This is a genomic window from Treponema sp. R8-4-B8 (assembly GCF_054786175.1).
Map to the genome: position 1 here is coordinate 73240 of NZ_BDHE01000484.1, position 20048 is coordinate 93287.

Here is a 20048-nt window from a genome sequence, read left to right on the forward strand (position 1 = left end):
AAGCAAGAACCCAGTTTCGTCAGATCATCGTCTCGGCAGTAGCCCCGCTCACTAACAACAATCTTCCCTTTCTTCTCTCTTCATTTTTATTTTTTCTTTTGCATTTGCTCCGTTCGCTACGGCTCGGGCATTTCGCTAAGCTAAAAAGCCGCAGGCTTTTTAGCACTTGAGCCTGTTAAAAGGAGCGGACAAGCCGAAAGCCAGAGGAACTGGCCCGGGGGCTCGGGTAGCCGACGCTCCGAGACGCGGAACGCAAGTCCTCGGCTGAACTACTCCAACCCCCGCCGCGCCCCACGCGGTAAGTCCCCGAAGACGCGCCTGTCGGATTATTAGTCGGACTATTCAAATAATAACCTGAGTCGTACCAATCCCAGCACCATTCATACACGTTCCCATACATATCATACAAGCCCCATACATTTGCGGACTTCAATCCCACCTGATGCGTCTTATTCTCGCTGTTACCATAATACCACCCAGTATTGTCGCTAATCGTATTTCCCGTGTTGTAAGCGGTCGTCGTCCCCGCCCGGCACGCGTATTCCCATTCCGCTTCTGTCGGTAATCTATACCCGTTTTTGTTCTTGTACATTACCGCGTCATTCCATATCGCATTACCGCTTGAGGGTATGCTTCCTCCGTTATTTTTTATCCAAGCAGCAGGATCGGTACTGCCGCCAATGCTGTACACTGGGCTTAATCCTTCTATTATGCTTAATTTGTTGCAGAACACTATTGCATCATACCAGTTTACATTGTAAATAGGATAATTATCTCCTTTGCCACGTTGGGTGAAGGTTCGATCTTCCCTTGTGCCCATTACCGCCCGATACTGCGCTTGCGTTACTTCATACTTGCCCATTTTAAATCCGCTCAACTTTACCTTATGTTGCGTTTCACTTGTAGGACTGCCCATTATAAATGTCCCGGCGGGTATTGAAACCATTTCAATTCCATTTTTTATAAGCGTAAATTCCGTTTCTTTTGCATATAAATTCATTGTATTCCCTGAAACAACCGCAGTACCAAATTTACCGTCGACTGTCAATGTAAAAATTACCGATTTGTAGTCTAGGGAATAAGTACAAGCACCTGAAAAAGAGCCTTCATCATAAATTTCTGCGATCCAAGCGGGACCTGTACATATTAATGTCGAATTATCACCTGCCCATATTCCAATAAATGGATTGTCATCGTTGTCATTATCCTCGTCATTTCTGTCATTGGCGTTATCACAAGAGACGAATGAAAACCCGATTATTGCCGCAAGTGTAATAAGCCAAAACAATTTGGTTAATTTTTTTATCATAATATGTGCATTTTATCATTTTTTTTTGGATAATTTGTCAAGTAAAATTATACCCCATCCATGGACACGGCTGCCTAAAGTCAGCCTTACTTTTATTGTAAACAGCGGCGTTTATTGGTGCTACGTTGTGCGGCATTATTCATCCACACGGTTACACCGTGCGTTTGTTTAACGAGTGTGAGGTCTTGGCGAAATAATTTACAAAATAGCTGTCAAACAAACGCTCTTCCACTTCCACAAAAGCGGGCCTTTGCCTATTCGCGTTCTAAGCGCTTCTTCAATCGCGGTAAAATCGTCAGTTTTTAAAGTTTTCGCCATAAAAGCGCCCCAGCGGGATTGTTCGGGACTGAACCAGACGGAAAGATCTTTTTCGGTGATTAGGCGTTCTTCTTTTTGGTCGATTGTTTGGAGGGAGACGTTAAAGCCTTGTTCTTTAAAGGCGGAGGTAAAATCTTCCGCTTCCCAAAGATCAGCGCTGTTTTTAAAGAACAATTCTTCAGCCTGACCTAGCGATAACGAGAGTTCTTTTTGATTACATTCTTGCGAAAGTACGCGCGAAAGACGTTCGCCGAGGCGGGGAGGGGAGCAGAGTAACACTACATTGCCTTTTTTCGCGAGAATAGCTTTCGCGCTGGAGGCAAGAAGAGCGGGGGCGCATGTTAATCTGAGAGCGCGAATAAGGATGTGGTCAAATTGGGGGCATGAAAACCACTCATCACACTCCGCAGGAGCGGGTAAAATTTCTTCTGTTACGGCGATTAGCGGTTTTTCAGTTTCATCTAACACTGAGGCGTATTGATAAAGAGCGTCTTTTGCGGCGGCGTTGTTTACAAGCGCGGCGCAAAGGCCTTCGGGGCAGCGGCGCAGGCTTTCCCAAAGAAGAAGGCCGTCGTTAGCGAGGGGGATTAAAACGCGGTCATGGCGCATAACGGAAGCCGCCGCAAAAATAGTATCCCTGTCGTTTAACAGCAGCCTGCTTCTTCCCGATTCAAGGCGTTTAAACCACCCTTCGCGCCCTTTTGCCGCCGCCGACCATGTTAAAAAATCTCCTTCAGAATCCGCTGTTTGCGAGCCTAGTACAATCGCCGCCTGCAATTCGCGTTTTCTTAAAACGTCTTCGCGTATTTTTCCCTCATAGCCTGACGATGACGGAATGTAAAAAGTCCTTCCGCGCAAGGAATTGGGCAGGTACTGCTGGGCAGCCCAATGGTCGCGGTAAGCGTGGGGATAGACATACCCTTCGCCGTGGCCGAAACTTTCCGCGTCTCTGCTCGCGTCACGCAAATGGTTGGGGACTTCGGCGTCTTCGCGTTCCACTTCTTTGAGAGCGTCAAAGTAGGACATTGCGGTATTCGATTTGGGGGCGGTCGCAAGGTACAGGCAGGCGTGGGAAAGCGGAAAGTTTCCCTCAGGGAATCCGATTCTTTCAAAAGCCTGGGCGCAGGAGATGACGACTGAGATTGCGTTTGGATCGGCAAGGCCGACATCTTCGCTCGCCAGGATAATCATTCTCCTGAAAATAAATTTTGGGTCTTCTCCGGCGCGTACCATTTTCGCAAGCCAGTACAAAGCCGCGTCCGGGTCGCTGCCCCTTACGCTTTTTATAAACGCGCTGATGGTGTCAAAATGATAGTCGCCGTCGCGGTCGTAGAGAAGGGCGCGTCTCTGTATGCTTTCTTCAGCCGCTTCCATGGAAATGTGAATATCGGCGCCTTCTTTTGGCGGCCAGGGAGTGACGCTTGTTTCCACCGCAAGCTCTATAGCGTTAAGAAGGCTTCTAGCGTCCCCGCCCGCCACTTCCACAATGTGTTCCAACGCGCCTTCTTCAAAACTGACATTCCATTTTCCATAGCCGCGTTCTTTATCCGTAAGAGTCCGCCTCGCCGTTTCAAGCAGTTCCGGCCGCCCCATAGGTTTTAACTGGAAAATTCTGCTTCGGCTGACAAGGGCGCGGTTTACCTCGAAAAAGGGATTTTCCGTAGTCGCGCCGACAAGTATCACGGTGCCGTTCTCTACCCAGGGAAGAAGCGCGTCCTGCTGGGCTTTATTCCAGCGGTGTACCTCGTCTACAAACAGAATGGTTCTTTTGCCATAAAGCCTGAAACGGTCATCAGAGCGGTCTATTACTTCGCGGATATCTTTAACGCCGGATAGGACTGCGTTTAATTTTTCAAAAGCGGCGCGGGTTGTATTTGCGATAACCGCGGCAAGAGACGTTTTCCCCGTCCCCGGCGGACCGTAAAGAATAATTGAAGAAAGACGGTCAGCTTGAATGGCGCGGCGCAGAAGTCTTCCCTGTCCTACGATATGATCTTGGCCAATAATATCTTCCAGAGTTCGCGGGCGCATTCTGTCAGCGAGAGGGCTGGCGGAAGTTTTGTTTTTTTCGTTAAATAGCTCGTCCATCAAATAAAGAATAGCAGATTATTCTTCCGCATTCCATATCATAATGTTATCACGCTTTTTGTATGACCAAAGGCCGTCCTGTTGCGTGGAAGCGAACATGGTCATATTCTCGTCTATTGTAAAAGGAGTTTGAATAATATTATTTATAAGTTTTTTACCCAAAGAAGGCGTATAACGATCATAATCATCAATACTGGTCGGAGGGCTTTTTCCCGGTTCTCTGAATCTTTGTATTTCATCGCCTTTTTCATTTAACACAATCTTTATTTTGCCTGTTTCATCTAACTCAATTTCAACATAACCGTTTGAATACGCCGAAGTGGTGGAATAATAATCCTCATACCTTCCCGCAAGCAGCAAACTTGGCGTTTTGTCATTTATATCTTTATGCCAAAGGGCAAGGGCGCCTGTTGAATAACGTCCGTCATTGAAACCTGCCACTTTTTTAGAAATAGGCCCATTTTCGGAAATTGAAATTTCATGAAGGTCTCCTCTTTCGGAAATTGCCGCAACGCAATTAGCGTTTAAATTAATAATTCCGGTAAAGACGTAATTTGCTCCGGGTACTAGTAAAGGAGAATCAATATGTTTGTTTACATAAAAAATTCCATAATTAGTGCATAGATAATAATAAGTGCCGTCAAAAGCTACGCCTTTTAAAATGCAATTCTTTTTTTCCGTATCAGAGATTTGTAAAGAAATTTCTTTAAAACCCGTTTTCTCATCTTCTTTATAATAAAAAGCATACGCATTCTTATCATTTCTAATACATGCGAATAAATAATTATTCGACGCGTAAATTGATTGGACATTACATGGAACATTATCTGGCAGAATTTCTACTTCAATGGGATTGCCGTCTTTATAATACCGTCTTATTTTTCCGCTGTCGCCGCTTAAATAAACCGCGTAAAGTGAATCGCCGACAACCGCGAGATTTATTACAAAAGAATCTAATTTTTGCCAAGCGGGGTCTGACCATTCATACTTGCCTGATTGTTCATTCTTGCCGTATGAGAAAATATTTTTCCCTGACGCGATATACAATTTGCTGTTATATTCAACAAAATTCGTAGGCGATCCGCCGATTAACGGTTCAATCATAGGGGGCTCTACGGTAATCTTATAAAATATCGCGTCGTTACAGGATACAAGCGAAAAAACAACCAATAAAATAATTAATTTATAATTTTTCATCATCCTAACCTTATATTAAAAATGATAACGCCCAACAATCGCCAAATCAACAAAAAGCGCGTCAACGTTTTTTGCAGGCTCATTTGTCCATTGCGGAAACCAACTGAAATTTGACGTTATTCCGAATGACCATTCATGCGTAATTCTGAAATATGCGCCGATTCCAGCTTTCATATATAAACCAAAATAACCGAAATCAAGATATGTTTGTATTGTTCCGCCAAGAGATATAAAAATCGGAAATTCAAACTTCCCAAGTATAAATTGGGTTCCCGCCCTTGCTCCGAAGAATGTCATAAATACCGTATTGCCGCCCGTTGTGGGCATAAATAAAAGGCCAAGCTCCCCGCCTGTAAAAAAATAGGAATTTAAATAATATGTATAATTTAGGATTCCGGTTCCGCCCATTGGTATTTCGGTATTAGGAATTTTAATTCCATGGGGGATCTCTTTGCCATTATTAATAAAAACAATTGGAAAACCTACTCCAACGCCAATGGAAAGAGTCTGATCTCCCCTTGAGTATAATTCATTTGAATAAATATCCCCCCAATCGGGTTCAGTTTCAGGGTCGCTGTCATCTTGGGCAAAAAGCAGAACAGAAATCCCCCAAAAAAGTATTAAAAATAAGGCTGCCGCCTTTTGCATAAGAACTCCTAATATTAAATTACTTTATTTCTCTGCTTTATTCAACAACTAACGGGGCTTTAGGTTACTGTTTTTTATATTCGCCTTTTTCCATTGCCAAATATTCGAGTAAAATGGGATATTTTGTAAGCAATTCCCCGTAATGTTCCAATTCTTCAAAACGAAGCTGGGTTTCCATGTGGCTTTCCGCTCTTTTTCCAAAGGAGGATATGGCGTATTCCCGCTGACTGGAAAGATATCCCTCATAAATAAGGCGTAACTGCCTGTAAAGGACAAAATCAGGGTACTTTGCCGACTTAATTTCAAAAGAAAAATCGCAAATTTCAGGAAAATTTCCCTTTATTTCCCTTTCCAATTCCGCGTCTGATATTCCGGACATCAGCTGTTCCAGCCTCACGCTGTCTGTTCCCTGCGAAGAAAGAAGCCTAAGCAGCAGAACTTCGATATTTTGCGCTACGGACTGCAAATATGCGTCCAAATCATTTTGATCGATAATATTATTTTTACTTACGACAGGAATGAGCATTTGCGGGTCAAGTTTAAAACTCAATTCCCCAGTAAGATTCCATGAAAAATCCGTGTTTGCAAGGCCGATAAAGGCGGCATAGGTATCTCCGGACGGCAGAGAACTGTTAAAATTAACGGGGTATCTGTTATGATCCAGATTAAAAATGGAAATTTTTACATTTGTAGGTATCAATTTATACCAAATCCAGCGGAATTCGCCCGATTGCACGGTTTTTTGATCAATGCCGTGTGTTTTTGAATAAATAACGCCGTATTTGCCCGGAGGAACGGAAAACTGCGCCCAGCCGAACATGAAGGCGGTTCCCGCGATTATTATCAATATAATCAGGGTGATAAAAAACTTTTTCATACTGTATTATAATAATACATATATTGATCTTTTGGCAACATATATAAAGAAGGTAAATGGATAAATTGGAGAATAACACAAACAGGATAACCGATCCCTTAACATGGATATTGTTTTTATGTTTTGGAGTTTCACTTTTCTCGCTTATAATTTATCTTTTAGATTTTAATTATAGCGATAAAACCCTGTTTTTATTGCTTTCCGTAATACGGTACTCGTCATCTATGCTGTTTATATGCGCTTTTTATAAAGTGTTATTGAATATTTACCGTACTATTCGCGATCATAAATTTCATTTGTTAAAATTATTGCTTAATCTTGTATTAATGGCATATAGCATAGTAATTATTTTTATGGATGAGTTTATTAATACGTTTTCAGGGGGAAATTTATGAAAAAACTTTACGCGCTTAGAGGGGCCGTCCGTTGTGAAAATACGGCGGATGATATGATTTTACAAATCGGTTTGATGTACGGGGAACTGCTTAATTTGAACAAGCTGGAAGAAGCGGACATTGTTTCGGTAATGTTTTCCGTAACCGATGATCTTGACGCTATTAACCCATGCACTGCATTACGGAAAGGCGGCAGGGCGGGGGAGCTTTCCCTTTTTTCCACACAGGAGCCAAAAGCTAAGAATTCCCTTGAAAGGGTTGTAAGAGTCATAATTCACTGTTATCTTGATGAAGGCGCTAAAGCAAGTCATGTCTATCGTAATGGTGCGGAAGTCTTGCGCCCAGATAGGGTAAAAAAATGAACAGATTTATATTTATTGTTGAAAACGAGGCCTTTGAAGGCGTAAAAAGAATCGCCAAAAAAGTAGGCGCGGATTTTGAAAAAGTATGCGGAGCAAGTCCTACTTTTTCACAAAATGTTTTGTTAGCGGCAAAAAAGCCCAATACAATTATTTTCGCTACGTTGGGAAAAAGCCCTTTTGTGGATACGCTAATAAGCGAAGGAAAATACGATTCTTCCGCAATAAGCGGCAAGAGGGAAGTTTATAGCATAAAGTTTATTGATAACGCGTTACTTGTCTGCGGCAGCGACAAGCGCGGAACAATTTACGGAATGTTCGCGTTATCTGAATATATAGGAGTTTCCCCATTATGCTTCTGGGGAGACGTTGAACCGTGTCGGCGCGAAGATTTAAAAATAGAAAAGGATATAGAGACGGTTTCAAAAGAGCCAAGCGTTAAATACAGGGGCTTTTTTATTAACGATGAAAGACCTTGTTTTGAAACATGGGCTTTCGGGCATTTTAGAGGTTTTACGGTGGAAATGTACGATTATGTTTTTGAATTATTACTGCGGCTAAAAGGGAACTATATGTGGCCGGCAATGTGGACTTCTTCATTTCCTCTGGACGGGCCCGGAAACCGTAACGAGGAATTGGCGGATATTTACGGCATTATCATGGGTTCTTCTCATCATGAGCCGTGCCTTAGGGCAAGCGAGGAATGGGACAAGGTAAGGGGAGAAAATTCAATTTACGGCAATGAGTGGAATTATTATACAAATAAAAACGGCCTTTTAAAGTACTGGGAAGACGCTCTTATTAGAAGCGGCAAGTACGAAAAAATAATCACAATAGGGATGCGCGGGGAACGCGACAGCTCTATGTTAGGTGATAATTCATCGCTTAAAGAAAATATTGATCTGTTAAAAGACATAATAAAAAACCAGCGCGAATTAATAAAAAAGCATATTAATCCCAATTTGGAAGAAGTTCCGCAGGTGATCGCCCTGTACAAGGAAGTTGAAGAGTACTTTTACGGAAAAGAGGGGGTTGAAGGTTTAAAAGATTGGGACGAGCTAAACGGCGTTATCTGCATGTTATGCGAAGATAATTACGGCTTTATGCGGACGCTGCCCACGGCGGATATTCGCTCCCGTAAAGGCGGCTTTGGAATGTATTATCATTTTGATTACCACGGCGGCCCTATTTCTTATGAATGGGTCGCGTCCGCGTCTTTTGAAAGAACATGGGAACAGATGTGCATGGCTTATGATTACGGAGTTAGGGATATATGGATAGTCAATGTTGGAGACATAAAATTTAACGAAGTTCCTCTTAATTATTTTATGGATCTTGCGTATGATTTTGAAAAATGGGGGACAAGATCGCCTAACAGCACAGGTGAATATACGTCGCTCTGGTTAAATAAAAGTTTTCCAAACGCGGAAAAAGAAACGCTTGAAAAAATAGCCGCCGTTCTGCACGGCTATTTAAAAATAAACGCGGCAAGAAGGCCTGAGGCTCTTAACGCTGACATTTACAATCCATGCCATTATCTTGAGGCTGACAGAATGTTATCCCTTGCGGAAAAAATAGATTCATTAAACGAAGAAATTTATTCCTCGCTAAATAAAAATGAAAAAAACGCGTATTACAGCATGATCTATTTCCCCGCGAAATCAAGCGTAAATTTGCTAAGAATGCATTTATACGCTGGAAAAAACAGGCATTATGCCGCGCAAGGGAAGAAAATCGCCAATAAATACGCCGATCTTGTAACCGATTGCATAGAAAAAGACAGCCTGTTAAAAAGCGAATTCGCCCAGTTTAAGAACGGCAAATGGTTTGGCATGGAGCTTGAACAGCATATCGGTTTTACAAAATGGAATGAAGATAATTGCAGATACCCTTTAAGGATTCAAGTTGAACCCGCATATAAACCGCGTTTGGTCGTTTCCAGAAAAGACAGGGAAGAAATTTATACAAAAACTTACGGCGACCCCATGACTGTCGAAGTTAATGATTTTCTTTACGCCGGAAATGAAGAAGTGACACTTGAAATCGCCAATGACGGAATAGGCGAGCTTGATTATACGATTGAAACCGATAAAGAATACCCGTGGCTTGAGATCAGTTCGTTAAATGGAACGGTTGAGTCTCAGGAAGAAATAATTATCAGGTGCAAAAAGGACAAACTTGACAAACAGCAAGCGGAAGAAAAAGCGAGATTCATTATACAGGATAACGAATCAATTGTCGCGGTAGAAGTAAAAGCGAAAGTTATAAATTTCGAGATGCCTGAAATGACTTTTTTAGAAAACAACGATATAATTGTAATGAACGCCAAGCATTTCTGCGCTAAAAAAGACGTTCCCAAAGGCGGCTTTATAGAGCTTAAAAATTACGGCAGGACCGGCTGCGGCATGAAAGTATTTCCCGTAACGTCGGATTTTGATGAAAAAGAAGAAAAACCGTCTATTACATACCGTTTTTTAACCGAAAAATGCGGCGATTATACCGTTGAATTGTGGACGACTCCCGTTAATTCAATACAAAATAAACGCCCTCTCAGATGTCAGATAGAAAGCTCTAATGGCGAAAAACAGATTATAGTAACTGTTCCCGATGATTTCCACGCCGGAAGCCCGACTGACGAAAGATGGTGTCAGGGAGTTTTAGATAATATCCGCATAAATAAAACGTCATTTAAATACGAAAAAGGCGTTCAGGAAATTTCAATAAGCGCGTTAGAAGCCGGGCTTGTTCTTGAGCGTATTGTAATTTACCCGATAAATAATCCGCCGCTTGAATCGTATCTGGGACCGCCTGAAAGTTTTTTTTGTAAAGAAAATTAACCACGGAGGACACGGAGTTACACGGAGGAAGAAAAGATTTTCGTACAAAAACTGCGTGTACTCCGTGTAACTCAGCGTACTCCGTGGTTTAAATTCTTAATTGACCTCGAAGAACGCAAAGTTTTACACGGAGGAAGATAAGATTATCGTACAAAAACTCCGTGGTTTTAAATTCTTTTATTCCCACATTAGCTTAGGATACCCGCGCCCGGTAAGAACTAAAAAATCCCAAGTGTTAGATAAAGCGCCGAGACCAGAACCTGTGCCGCTCATATTAAAAGCCAAATTATCCGGATCTATCCAGAAGCTCGTCTCGCGAAACTGTTTAAGGAGGGTATTTTTGCCATCAGGCTTTGCCGCACCGTCTTTTGAGTCGTTATCTGGAATAGTACTGCTTGGATCAGTCCCGCTATAAGTTGTAGTTCCAACACGCGTTGTACTTAGAGCGTAATTATTGCTGCCGTTGCCTGTTGACGTATTGTAAATCCGCGACGCGACTCCAACGGAGCCGCCGGTATTGCCGCTTTTGGCAACAACAAGCGCGTTAAGCGCCGCGTTGTGATTTAAGAGGCCGCTAACCATGTACCCTACGATGCCGCCAGCATAGGCGGCGGTTGTGGTTGAACTGTTTTTTGCTATGACTGTTCCTGTGGCAAAACTGTGTGTAACAGCTTTAGCCGCGTCAATTTGCATATAGCCTACAAGCCCGCCTGAGTAAACAGCCAAACCCGATGAAGATCCATTATCCGAGGTAACATTACCCGTGGCGTAGCAGTCATTAATGGAAGCTCTTTGTTCATTCAACGAAGTAGAAGTCCAGCCAAGGAAGCCCACAAGTCCCCCGGCAATGATCGGCATGATTCCATCATCTACAGTTTGTACGATTACATTACCTGTGGCGTAACATTCGCTTATGTCGGTGGCTTGCGCCAGCCCTACAAGTCCTCCCACTCTAAAATTAAAACCGGATCCGCTTGCGGTGTTATACGCGTTAATTCCGCCGGTAGCGTAGCATTGGCTGATTGTGTTGTTATTTGTAACAGCGGTAGAACCGTAAGAAAGACCAACAAGGCCGCCGATACAGTTAGACAAAGTATTAGTACTCGTAGAATTACAACTAACTTCTAATATATTACCGGATGAAAAGCAGTTTTCAAGACCTGCGTTATTGCTACCGCGGCCTTGTAAAGACCCGCAAAAACCGCCAACAATAACTGGACCTGTCCCCTGATGATAACTGAAAGGGACAGTTATATCAATTGCGCTGGAACAATTTTTAATATTACTGTTTGTATATGCCTCTCCAACGAAACCGCCTATATATAGAGTTCCGGAAGATGATGAATTAACATAAGCCGACAAGGTATTAGATGGACTCTTTTTAAGAGAGTGGCAATTAGTAATATCGAAGCCAGACCCATTTATTTTACCTATCACTCCGCCAACCCATGAAGTTCCGTCTGTTCTTATAAGCCTTATCGTACCTGAGATGTTTGAGTTTTTTATGCTACCACCGGCATAACCGATTACGCCGCCTAAATAAACATCGCCGTTACCTGAGAGAAATTCGCGGAAATGTCTCCGGTAACTGAACACCCGTCAATATTGCCGCCAGTACCCGTGATCCCGCCTATATATAATTCATTACCGCCGAAATTTGACGTAGCGTCAAATTGAATCTTTCCGCCGAATACGCAATCTGACAGTCCGGAACCATAGCCAACGATTCCTCCAAAGTAGTTGGTTATGCCAGTTGAAGAGCCGTTGGTTTTCTTTATGTTTATTTGTCCGACGCTTGTTATTTCCTTGTAATTGGCGGTAGGATCTTTATTGCCAATTACGCCGCCCAGATTAATACCGTAATCGCCGCTAACGGAGAGGCTGATGTTCAACGCGGCGCGGCAGTTTTGGATATACGCGCTATTGCGAATGTCACCGACAATGCCGCCTGCATTGGTAATAGCGCTTGAGTTTAAAGTGAGTGTCGCCGTATTAGTGGCGCTTTTTACAATACAGTTGAGTATTGATGTGTTTCCGTATGCCTGATACACGATGCCGCCAAAACCGCTTGAGCTTACCGTCATGGTAGCGTAATTTACGGTAAGGTCGCGGATCACATTATTATCATTTTGGTTGTTTAGGCCAATAACGCCAAAGAGGCCGCCTGAGCCGCTTGAAATAGTTATTGTATGCCCGTTACCGTAGAAATTGCCTCTGAATGAAGTATCGGCGCCGGTGCTCCCTACCGGAGTCCATGCTGTGTTAATAGTGATGTCTTCGGTTACTATAAAATTTTTCCCGCTTGAACCGGCGGCGACTAAATTCGCGCTGAAATTGTCATTGTCAAGCAGTACCGTGTTTGTTTGGTTTATATTCATGCCCGGTATGTTCCAGATAGAAAGCTCCTGCGCCGCCGCTCTGCCTGCCGCGTTATACGCTTCCACGCGGATGTCGTAACGCGTAACATTGGCAATCGCCTGCCCCTCTCTCACGCCGGAAGCGTTTATCTGCGGAACCGTAAATTTGTAACTCTTCGCGCCCTGGCCGTCAATCCGCGTCTCTGCGCCGTTTACATACACATACGCGCCGGTCATGTCATCCGGTGTAGTCCAGCTTGCCGTTACCGAGTTACTCACCGCATCGTATGCCGCCAGTAAATTTGTAACCTGAGTAACCTCTCCTGCTATCCGCTTAATGGTTAAGCCGGTATCATTTGTCGATTCATTGCCAATAGTGTCGCGGAACATCACCATAACCGAATATTCTCTGTCTACTGTCAGATCGGAAATGTCTTTTGTCTGTTCCTTAACAGGAGTAAACACATTGTTCACTACTCCTTCTTCTTCCGCGTTAAGCCAGCCTGAATCAATCACGTCCCCGACAAGAACGCGCCACTGCAGGACTTTACGCTCGTCCATTGTCCATGGTCGATTCCACGCTTGGCTTACCGGTATTCCGCCCTGCGCCCCGTTGTCGTTCAGGAATGAAAGCCGATTAAGAGTCAGCGTCATTGCGGTTTCTTTCCCAAAGATATGCAGTCCCGAAACGGCGGAAACATGGCCGGTTATCTCCGCGCCCATGCCGCTTAAGCCCGGAGGAGCGCTGTCTATGACAACCGTTACATACATTCCCTGCGCTATGGCGCTATTCAATTCCATGTACTGAAACAGGGGTACGCCGTTTTCTTCATGCCAGGGCAGTACCAAAAGCCGTATAATGCCCGACGTTCTGGTTTGCAGTTCATGGCTGATTGTATACCAGCCGCCTGACGGGTTTATATTTGAATAGGGAATTTCAATACTGCTTTCCGAGTTATAGCCGCCTAAATCATAACTAAGTTTTTCAATAATGGTTATCCTGTTCGGCACGGACGGAGCGTTTTCCGGAACATTTGTCGCCGGAATGGCGAACCTTATTTCAACGGTTTTGAGTCTGTCATTGGCGTAATTGAAGCGCCGGTCTTTAGTGGGATTATTCCAGTCGCCGTCCTGAAACCAGTCTCCGTCTTGCCTTTTCGCCTGTATTGTCGCTGGGCGGTACGCTTTCTGCGCTACGCTTGTGTCGGTTTGATAAATTATTACCTGCGTTTCCGCCATAGAAACGCCGCCTTCAGTTTCAATCCCAGGACCGACGCTTATGCTGACGCTCAGCAGTTGGAGATGTGTGGAAGGATATTCCGCCGTGCTTTTTGGGCGAAGCTCCACATAGTCTACAAGAGCTTTATCCTTATCATATAACAGTTCAAAATAATTCGTTATTCCGTCATCTCCGCCAAAAAGCTGCCCGCGCTGCCCCCGCTCGTCGTCTGTCAGCAGTATCGCGCTTACTTTGATGTTATCCTGAAGGGTGCTTGCCTTTACCGGCAGCGTAAACCAGATACTGACAATTTGGTCAAACGGAAACGGAACCTGAATGGGGTTAACAGGCGGGTTAGTTTGTTGGGAAAGTCGGGGCCTGTTGCCGCACCAGGGGACGAGCGTTACAGACTCTAGTATGTTGATTTTTACCTTTGCGGTTCTCGCGCCAGTTTCGCTTATGTCTTCGGTTATCGTTACATCAGCGCCGTTAAGGGCGGAACCTTCAACTTCGCTTGAACTTTTAGTCTTATCCAGCCCCGCGTAATCGGCAGTTTTAAAGGCAAGCCACTTTTCAAATCCGTAGCCGGAAAGCGGGGTAAACTCCACGCCGAATTCATAGCCCATGCGCGTATCGCCGCACTTGCCTTCACCGCTTTGGGGGCTGTTCCCCCATTCGGGCGGAAACGCCACGGTAACGGTCAGTTTTGGAGCGTTTGCCCAATCCACTTCATCGCTGATTACCTTAAACAAATCAACTTTAGGAGCGGAAAATAGGTCGCAAGAAATAACGAATAATGAGGTAATTAACAATAACGTAATAAGCAATGAACAATTCAATTTTTTGCGCGTTTTTGGTGATTGTAATACGCCATGTTTTCGGACACTTACATTATTAATCGTTAATTTCTCATTATTCATTGTTAATTCTCCTTATTATAATAAAATAACTCATTTTTAAAAAAATGTAAAAAAAATGGGTGTTGAACAGATAAATTTCTCACAAAGATCACAAAGGAAATCAGGGGACTTTTGTTCCCTATCCCATCGTAAAATCCACGCTTAGCCCTCGGACAAAAACCCCCTCTCCCCTCTTCTTTGTGCTCTTCTCTTCCTTTGTGTTCTTCGTGTGAAGTCTCTTTAAGATAAATCCTAAAATACCGATACATAAAGAGAGGTATAGTCATGATTTACGAAAAATGCAGGGATATCCTGCTTCAGGAATGTGAATTAATCCAAAACGCCGTTTTTGAGCAGGAAAAAATACGCCAGGCGGTTACAAACCGGGAATGGACGGTATTTGAAGACCATTTAGGCGCGATAAACTCAATCGAAAGCAAAATTGAAATTCTGGAAAAAGAACGCGAACAGCTTTTTAGCGTTTTTAAGACATTAATTCATCAGAAGAGTTTTTCTGAAAATCTGGACGCAAAAGGGCAATTTTACGCGTTAGTCACGTTCCTGCCTGCAAATCAGCGCAATGAATTAACCGCTATTTACCGCAGTTTAAAGATTGAAGCAATAAAATTGAGAATGGCAAACGAATCGTTATTCGCGTATTTGTCGGGAATAAAATCGACATTAAAGGATTTCTTTGATCTTGCGTTTCCCGAGCGGGGCGGAAAAATGTACACAAAAGAAGGAATGCATTTTTCCAACGATATGCAGAGTATTTTTTTAAACCGCAGTTTTTAAGAGGAGAGTAATATGACATCGACATTCATGGGATTGGAAATCGGAAAAAGAGGCGTTCAGGCGCATCAGCAGGCGCTTGCCACAGTCGGACATAATCTTGATAACGTTAATACGCCCGGATACTCAAGGCAAAGGGTGGAATTTACTCCTGTAGAACCTATTTTTATGCCGGGGCTAAACCGCGCGGAAACTGCGGGGCAGATAGGGCAGGGGGTCAACGTTGAGCGCATTGAGCGCGTCAGGGATCAGCTTCTTGACAGAAGGATTGTGGCTCAAAGCTCAGGCGAAGGCTATTGGGCGACGCGCGACCGTTATATACGCGAAATGGAGCAGATCTATCTTGAAACGGGAACAAATTCCGTAAGAAGCAAAATGGACAGTTTCTGGGACGCATGGCAGGAGCTTTCCCAGCACGCCTCGGAAAACGAATTCCGCATCGGCGTTATTCAAAGGGGAAAAACTTTAATTGACGGCATAAAAAATCACTATAACGGTCTTAGCAGACTGCAAACTCAGACAGACGATGACATTCAAATGACGGTTTCTAGGGTAAACGAAATATCGCGCCAAATAGCCGCTCTTAACGGGGACATACAAAGGATTAAGGCGCAGGGCGATAACCCAAACGATTTAATGGACAGGCGCGATTTATTAGTTGACGAGCTTTCATCGTTAATTGACGTAACCGTTACGCAAAAAGACCCGGATGAATTTATGGTACACACTTCAGGCCATATTCTTATACAGGGGCAGGTAGGCAGGCAGTTTGACATGAGGAAGGACGTTGACGCTGAAAGTTTCGCGTACATTTATTGGCGCGATACTGGGACTGAAATGGTTTTTTCAAGAGGCAGTCTTGGCGCGTTGATGGAACTGCGTGATGTGACAATACAAAAAGAAATTCAAAACTTAGACAACATGGTTATGAATTTTACAGACCTTGTAAATGAGATTCACAGCGAAGCCTATGGCGCTAACGGATCGACAGGGAATAATTTCTTTTCCGAATATCCGTTTGTAACCAATGTGAACGGTAATTATGACAGAACAGGAGACGGAGTTTTCGATTCAAGTTATATTTACAGGATAAACGGACAGAATAGGCTTGAACCAATGGCGCAGGTAGGCTTGGAAGGAGTAATAACTCTTTCCGGAAATGACAGGCAGATAGAAGTGCCTTATTATCCCACGGATACCGTAAACGACATTATCATCCGCATAAATAATTCAGGCGCGGAAGTTGTGGCGCGGTTGAACAGGGAGGGAAAAATCTCTTTTAAAGGCACTCCCGCCGAATTAGTTGACGGGCAGAGGGTAAATCCCGACTTTGTTATACGCCATGTGGAAGATTCGGGGCATTTTCTTGTGGGATACGCTGGAATGCTTCTTCAATCGGGAGCGGAAGGCGCTTATGATTGGGGGCGCGCGGACGCCGTGACAAGTTTAAGGGGAACTCCTGAAAATTACGCGCTTGCCCCTGTCGCGCATCCGGCGGGATGGATAGAAGTAAATCCAATGCTCATTAAAGACCCCACTTATGTGGCGGCGGGTTTTGGCATTAACGGAAGGTCGGCTAATCCCGGAAACGGAGACGCCGCGGCGGATATCGCTTCCATTAGAAACAATCCCGTAATGGTAGGGCGGCTTGATACATTTGACGATTATTTTGCCGTTTCAGTCGGAAACATCGCCTTAATGGGAGAAGAATCCGAAAGGGCGCTTAACACTGAAAATCAGATAATGAAATATCTGCGCGATTGGAGGCAGTCAATATCGGGCGTAAATATTGATGAAGAACTCGCCAACATGATCCGCTTCCAGCAGGGGTACAACGCCGCGGCAAGGTTTATCACGACAGTCAATTCCATGCTGGATACGCTAATAAACCGCATGGGAGTTTAAATAAATAACACGGAGGAGTAATTATGAGAAGGATATCAAGCGACATGGCCCATTCGGACATGCAGTATTATTTAAGGCGGCAGGAAGAAAACCTGAATAATATTCAATCAAGAATTGACACGCAGAACAGGCTTCATAGGTTAAGGGACGATCCTCTCGCCGCGTCTCACGCGGTAAGATATGAATCTTATATTACGCGCCTAAACCGTTTTGAGGAAAATACATATAAGGCAAGAGAACATTTGGACAATACTCATGATTATTTAAACGAAGCTAACAGTATTCTTCAAAGAATAAGGGAACTTGCCGTGAATGGCGCAAACGGCGTCCATCAGCAATACGAACTTCAGACGATGGGAATGGAAGTAAATGAACTTTTAAAAGAACTTATTTCATTATCCAACGCCATTGGCCCTGACACAAGGCAGATTTTTTCCGGGGATAAAGTTTATACGGAACCTTTCAGGGTTGTTGAAGGAACGGTGGAAGGCGCCGGTGAAACAGTGGTAACCCGCGTTGAATACCGAGGGGCGGGGGCAAGCCGGAGAGTAGAAATCGGCGACAATATGTTTTTAGAAATTGATTTAGCCGGAGACGAAGCTTTTTGGGCTGAGAAAATGCAGGTATTTTCCACTACTGACGCTACAGATTACAGAGTGAGGGAAAACGGAGCGTTTTATATTGACGGCGTGGAAATAACCGTAAACATCGGCGATACATTGCCTTCGATAGTCGCAAAGATAAATGATTCCGCCGCTCCCGTTAAGGCGTATATTGATCCTGATACAAGAGGGCTGGTTCTTGAAGGCACAAACGCCCATCTTATCCGGGCCGAAGATAAAGCCGGTGGCGCCACTGTGTTACGCGATCTTGGAATAATAGCCGGTAACATGGAAAATGGCGCTCCCAATTGGAACTCTTCCGCGAGAGTTTACGGCGGGTCGTTATTTGACATGGTGATACGTTTAAGGGACGCGATGTACAGGGGAGACCAGGATTTTATAGGCAGCCAGGGAATAGGGGGGATGGATCTTGCGGTTAACAATGTAGTGCTAAGATTAGCCGATGTCAGCAGCCGCAAGGAACGCGCCGAAACCGCGTGGCAGAGGATAAACGCGCAAATTCCCAATGTTACGAGCATGCTTGGTCGCGAAACAGGACTTGATTTGGTGGACGCTATTACGGAATTTAAAATGGCGCAATTCGCGCATCAGGCCGCGTTGCAGACGGCGGCAAAAATTTTGCCTTCGACATTACTTGATTTTTTAAGATAGGAGTAAAAAATGAAAGTTGACACTAAGGTCTACGGGGTTATAGAAGTTGACGAAAAACAAAAGGTAATAATACCGCAGGGGCTTTTTGGTTTTGAAGATTATAAAGAATATGTATTGCTGGATAATATGGAGCAAGGGCAATTTTTTTGGCTTCAATCCATTGATGATAAAGAAACCGCTTTTATATTGATAAATCCCTTCCTTTTCCGCAACGACTATGAAGCTAACGTAACAAACGACGAACTTGCCGAAATTGGAATAAAGTCCCCAGAAAACGCCCTTGTTTTTGTCATTGTTACAATTCCGCAGGACGGCAGCTCAATGACGGCCAACCTTCAGGGGCCGATAATCATCAATAAAGAAAATATGACGGGAATGCAGGCGATACTATCCGACTCAAAATGGAGAACAAAGCACGACATTATAGCTGAATTTAACAAGCAAGGACAATAATATGCTTATACTGTCAAGAAAAGTGGATGAAAAAGTCGTAATCGGCGATGATATTAAAATCTCAATTATAGAAATTCGAGGCGATCAGGTTCGTATAGGCATTGACGCTCCTAAAAAAGTAAAAGTTTTCAGGCAAGAAGTTTATGACGCGATTAAAGCCGAGAACAAAGCCGCTTCAAAGTCGGCGACCGTTATACCAAATGTGAATTTTGGCAAGAAATAAGGAAGAATATTATCACGAACCTGAGCACTCCAGAGTTGTCAGGTAGGCCAACTCGAACATGAATAAAAAGAATTATACTGTAATTTATCAGGATGAAAAAATAATCGCAGTTAATAAATCATCGGGTATTTCTATTGGCGGAGACAGGTGGGACGAGTCAAAGGAAAGGCTGGACAGGCTTATTGAACGGGATTTAAATATTCCAAAAATTTTTACGGTTCACAGAATAGACAAGGAAACATCGGGGCTTGTAGTATTCGCGAAAGACAATGACACGCACCGAAGTTTATCCATGTCCTTTGAACGGCGTGACGTGAAAAAACTCTATACCGCAATTGTTCATGGCCGCCCATCATGGAAAGAAACTTCCTGCGATTTGTCCCTTATTCCAAACGGCAATAAAAAACACATGACTATTATCGATAAATACCGTGGTAAAAAGTCTTTTACCCGCTTTATCTGCATTACAAGCGCCGCAAACTACAGCGTACTTCAAGCAATCCCCGAAACGGGCAGAATTCATCAAATCAGGGTACATTTAGCCGCGCTTGGCCATCCTGTAGTCTGCGACGAATTATACGGTAAAAAGTCCGTAGTAAAACTCTCATCCTTCAAACGCGGCTACAGAGGCGATCCCCTAGAAGAGCGCCCGTTACTCGAAAGACTGGGCCTGCACGCCCAAGAATTGACACTGCCGGATGGGGAAGTGCTTGTTGCTTCACTGCCCAAAGACATGTCAAGCCTTATTAAACAGCTTCAAAAATATACATAATATACCCAAAGAAAACCTCTCGCAAAGGCGCAGAGGCGCAAAGTTTTCGTCCGATAGCCCATTATTGATCTAGATATATTAGTTTAACTACAAATCTTGAAGGAAAAACGATGATTCTACGAACAA

The 20048-nt window shown here is 43.8% G+C and carries 16 protein-coding genes; 9 read left to right on the forward strand and 7 right to left on the reverse strand.

The window, feature by feature from the left end; translation table 11 throughout:
- Positions 1-175: 175 nt before the first annotated feature.
- The 5 genes from ACYVRA_RS11490 to ACYVRA_RS11510 form a co-directional block, all read right to left on the reverse strand.
- Positions 176-1309 (reverse strand): formylglycine-generating enzyme family protein, encoded by a 1134-nt coding sequence (locus ACYVRA_RS11490; RefSeq protein WP_461252846.1) that lies wholly within the window; start codon positions 1307-1309, stop codon positions 176-178.
- A 198-nt stretch (positions 1310-1507) separates the two neighbouring features.
- Positions 1508-3715 carry an AAA family ATPase gene (locus ACYVRA_RS11495; protein WP_461252847.1) on the reverse strand — a complete coding sequence of 736 codons (2208 nt, stop codon included), beginning with the start codon at positions 3713-3715 and terminating at the stop codon, positions 1508-1510.
- An 18-nt stretch (positions 3716-3733) separates the two neighbouring features.
- Positions 3734-4915, reverse strand: coding sequence for a hypothetical protein (locus ACYVRA_RS11500; protein ID WP_461252848.1), 1182 nt, complete (start codon positions 4913-4915; stop codon positions 3734-3736).
- A gap of 12 nt (positions 4916-4927) precedes the next feature.
- A complete protein-coding gene (locus ACYVRA_RS11505) occupies positions 4928-5560 on the reverse strand; it encodes a TP0733 family outer membrane beta-barrel protein (protein WP_461252849.1) in 633 nt (210 codons plus the stop codon).
- Positions 5561-5624: 64 nt separating this feature from the next.
- Positions 5625-6437, reverse strand: coding sequence for a hypothetical protein (locus ACYVRA_RS11510; protein ID WP_461252850.1), 813 nt, complete (start codon positions 6435-6437; stop codon positions 5625-5627).
- Between the two features lie 56 nt (positions 6438-6493).
- On the opposite strand from ACYVRA_RS11510, the gene ACYVRA_RS11515 reads away from it, so the two are divergent.
- From ACYVRA_RS11515 to ACYVRA_RS11525, 3 genes are read left to right on the forward strand one after another with little or no spacing between them, the layout of a single operon-like run.
- Positions 6494-6832, forward strand: coding sequence for a hypothetical protein (locus ACYVRA_RS11515; protein WP_461252851.1), 339 nt, complete (start codon positions 6494-6496; stop codon positions 6830-6832).
- Positions 6829-7194 carry a chorismate mutase gene (locus ACYVRA_RS11520; protein ID WP_461252852.1) on the forward strand — a complete coding sequence of 122 codons (366 nt, stop codon included), beginning with the start codon at positions 6829-6831 and terminating at the stop codon, positions 7192-7194. The genes ACYVRA_RS11515 and ACYVRA_RS11520 overlap by 4 nt, the downstream gene beginning before the upstream one ends.
- Positions 7191-10028 carry a glycosyl hydrolase 115 family protein gene (locus ACYVRA_RS11525; protein WP_461252853.1) on the forward strand — a complete coding sequence of 946 codons (2838 nt, stop codon included), beginning with the start codon at positions 7191-7193 and terminating at the stop codon, positions 10026-10028. Before ACYVRA_RS11520 ends, ACYVRA_RS11525 begins: the two co-directional genes overlap by 4 nt.
- Before the next feature lie 177 nt (positions 10029-10205).
- Here ACYVRA_RS11525 and ACYVRA_RS11530 read toward each other — a convergent pair whose 3' ends face one another.
- Complete coding sequence (locus ACYVRA_RS11530) at positions 10206-11624, reverse strand: GLUG motif-containing protein (RefSeq protein WP_461252854.1); 1419 nt, start codon at positions 11622-11624, stop codon at positions 10206-10208.
- Complete coding sequence (locus tag ACYVRA_RS11535) at positions 11564-14524, reverse strand: hypothetical protein (protein ID WP_461252855.1); 2961 nt, start codon at positions 14522-14524, stop codon at positions 11564-11566. Before ACYVRA_RS11535 ends, ACYVRA_RS11530 begins: the two co-directional genes overlap by 61 nt.
- A gap of 264 nt (positions 14525-14788) precedes the next feature.
- Here ACYVRA_RS11535 and ACYVRA_RS11540 point away from each other — a divergent pair, with 264 nt between their 5' ends.
- Genes ACYVRA_RS11540 through ACYVRA_RS11565 form a run of 6 tightly spaced genes read left to right on the forward strand, consistent with a single transcriptional unit; the run spans position 14789 to position 19922 of the window.
- Positions 14789-15298, forward strand: coding sequence for a hypothetical protein (locus tag ACYVRA_RS11540; protein WP_461252856.1), 510 nt, complete (start codon positions 14789-14791; stop codon positions 15296-15298).
- A gap of 12 nt (positions 15299-15310) precedes the next feature.
- Positions 15311-17200, forward strand: a complete 1890-nt coding sequence (gene flgK / locus ACYVRA_RS11545) for a flagellar hook-associated protein FlgK (protein ID WP_461252857.1) — start codon at positions 15311-15313, stop codon at positions 17198-17200.
- A 23-nt stretch (positions 17201-17223) separates the two neighbouring features.
- A complete protein-coding gene (locus ACYVRA_RS11550; RefSeq protein ID WP_461252858.1) occupies positions 17224-18474 on the forward strand; it encodes a flagellar hook-associated protein 3 in 1251 nt (416 codons plus the stop codon).
- Positions 18475-18483: 9 nt separating this feature from the next.
- A complete protein-coding gene (gene fliW, locus ACYVRA_RS11555; protein WP_461252859.1) occupies positions 18484-18927 on the forward strand; it encodes a flagellar assembly protein FliW in 444 nt (147 codons plus the stop codon).
- Between the two features lies 1 nt (position 18928).
- Positions 18929-19150: a carbon storage regulator CsrA gene (gene csrA / locus ACYVRA_RS11560; protein WP_461252860.1), complete on the forward strand. Its 222-nt coding sequence runs from the start codon at positions 18929-18931 to the stop codon at positions 19148-19150.
- 58 nt (positions 19151-19208) lie between these two features.
- The gene (locus ACYVRA_RS11565; protein ID WP_461252861.1) at positions 19209-19922 is read left to right on the forward strand and encodes an RluA family pseudouridine synthase; all 714 of its coding nucleotides are present in this window, start codon (positions 19209-19211) and stop codon (positions 19920-19922) included.
- Positions 19923-20048: the final 126 nt, after the last annotated feature.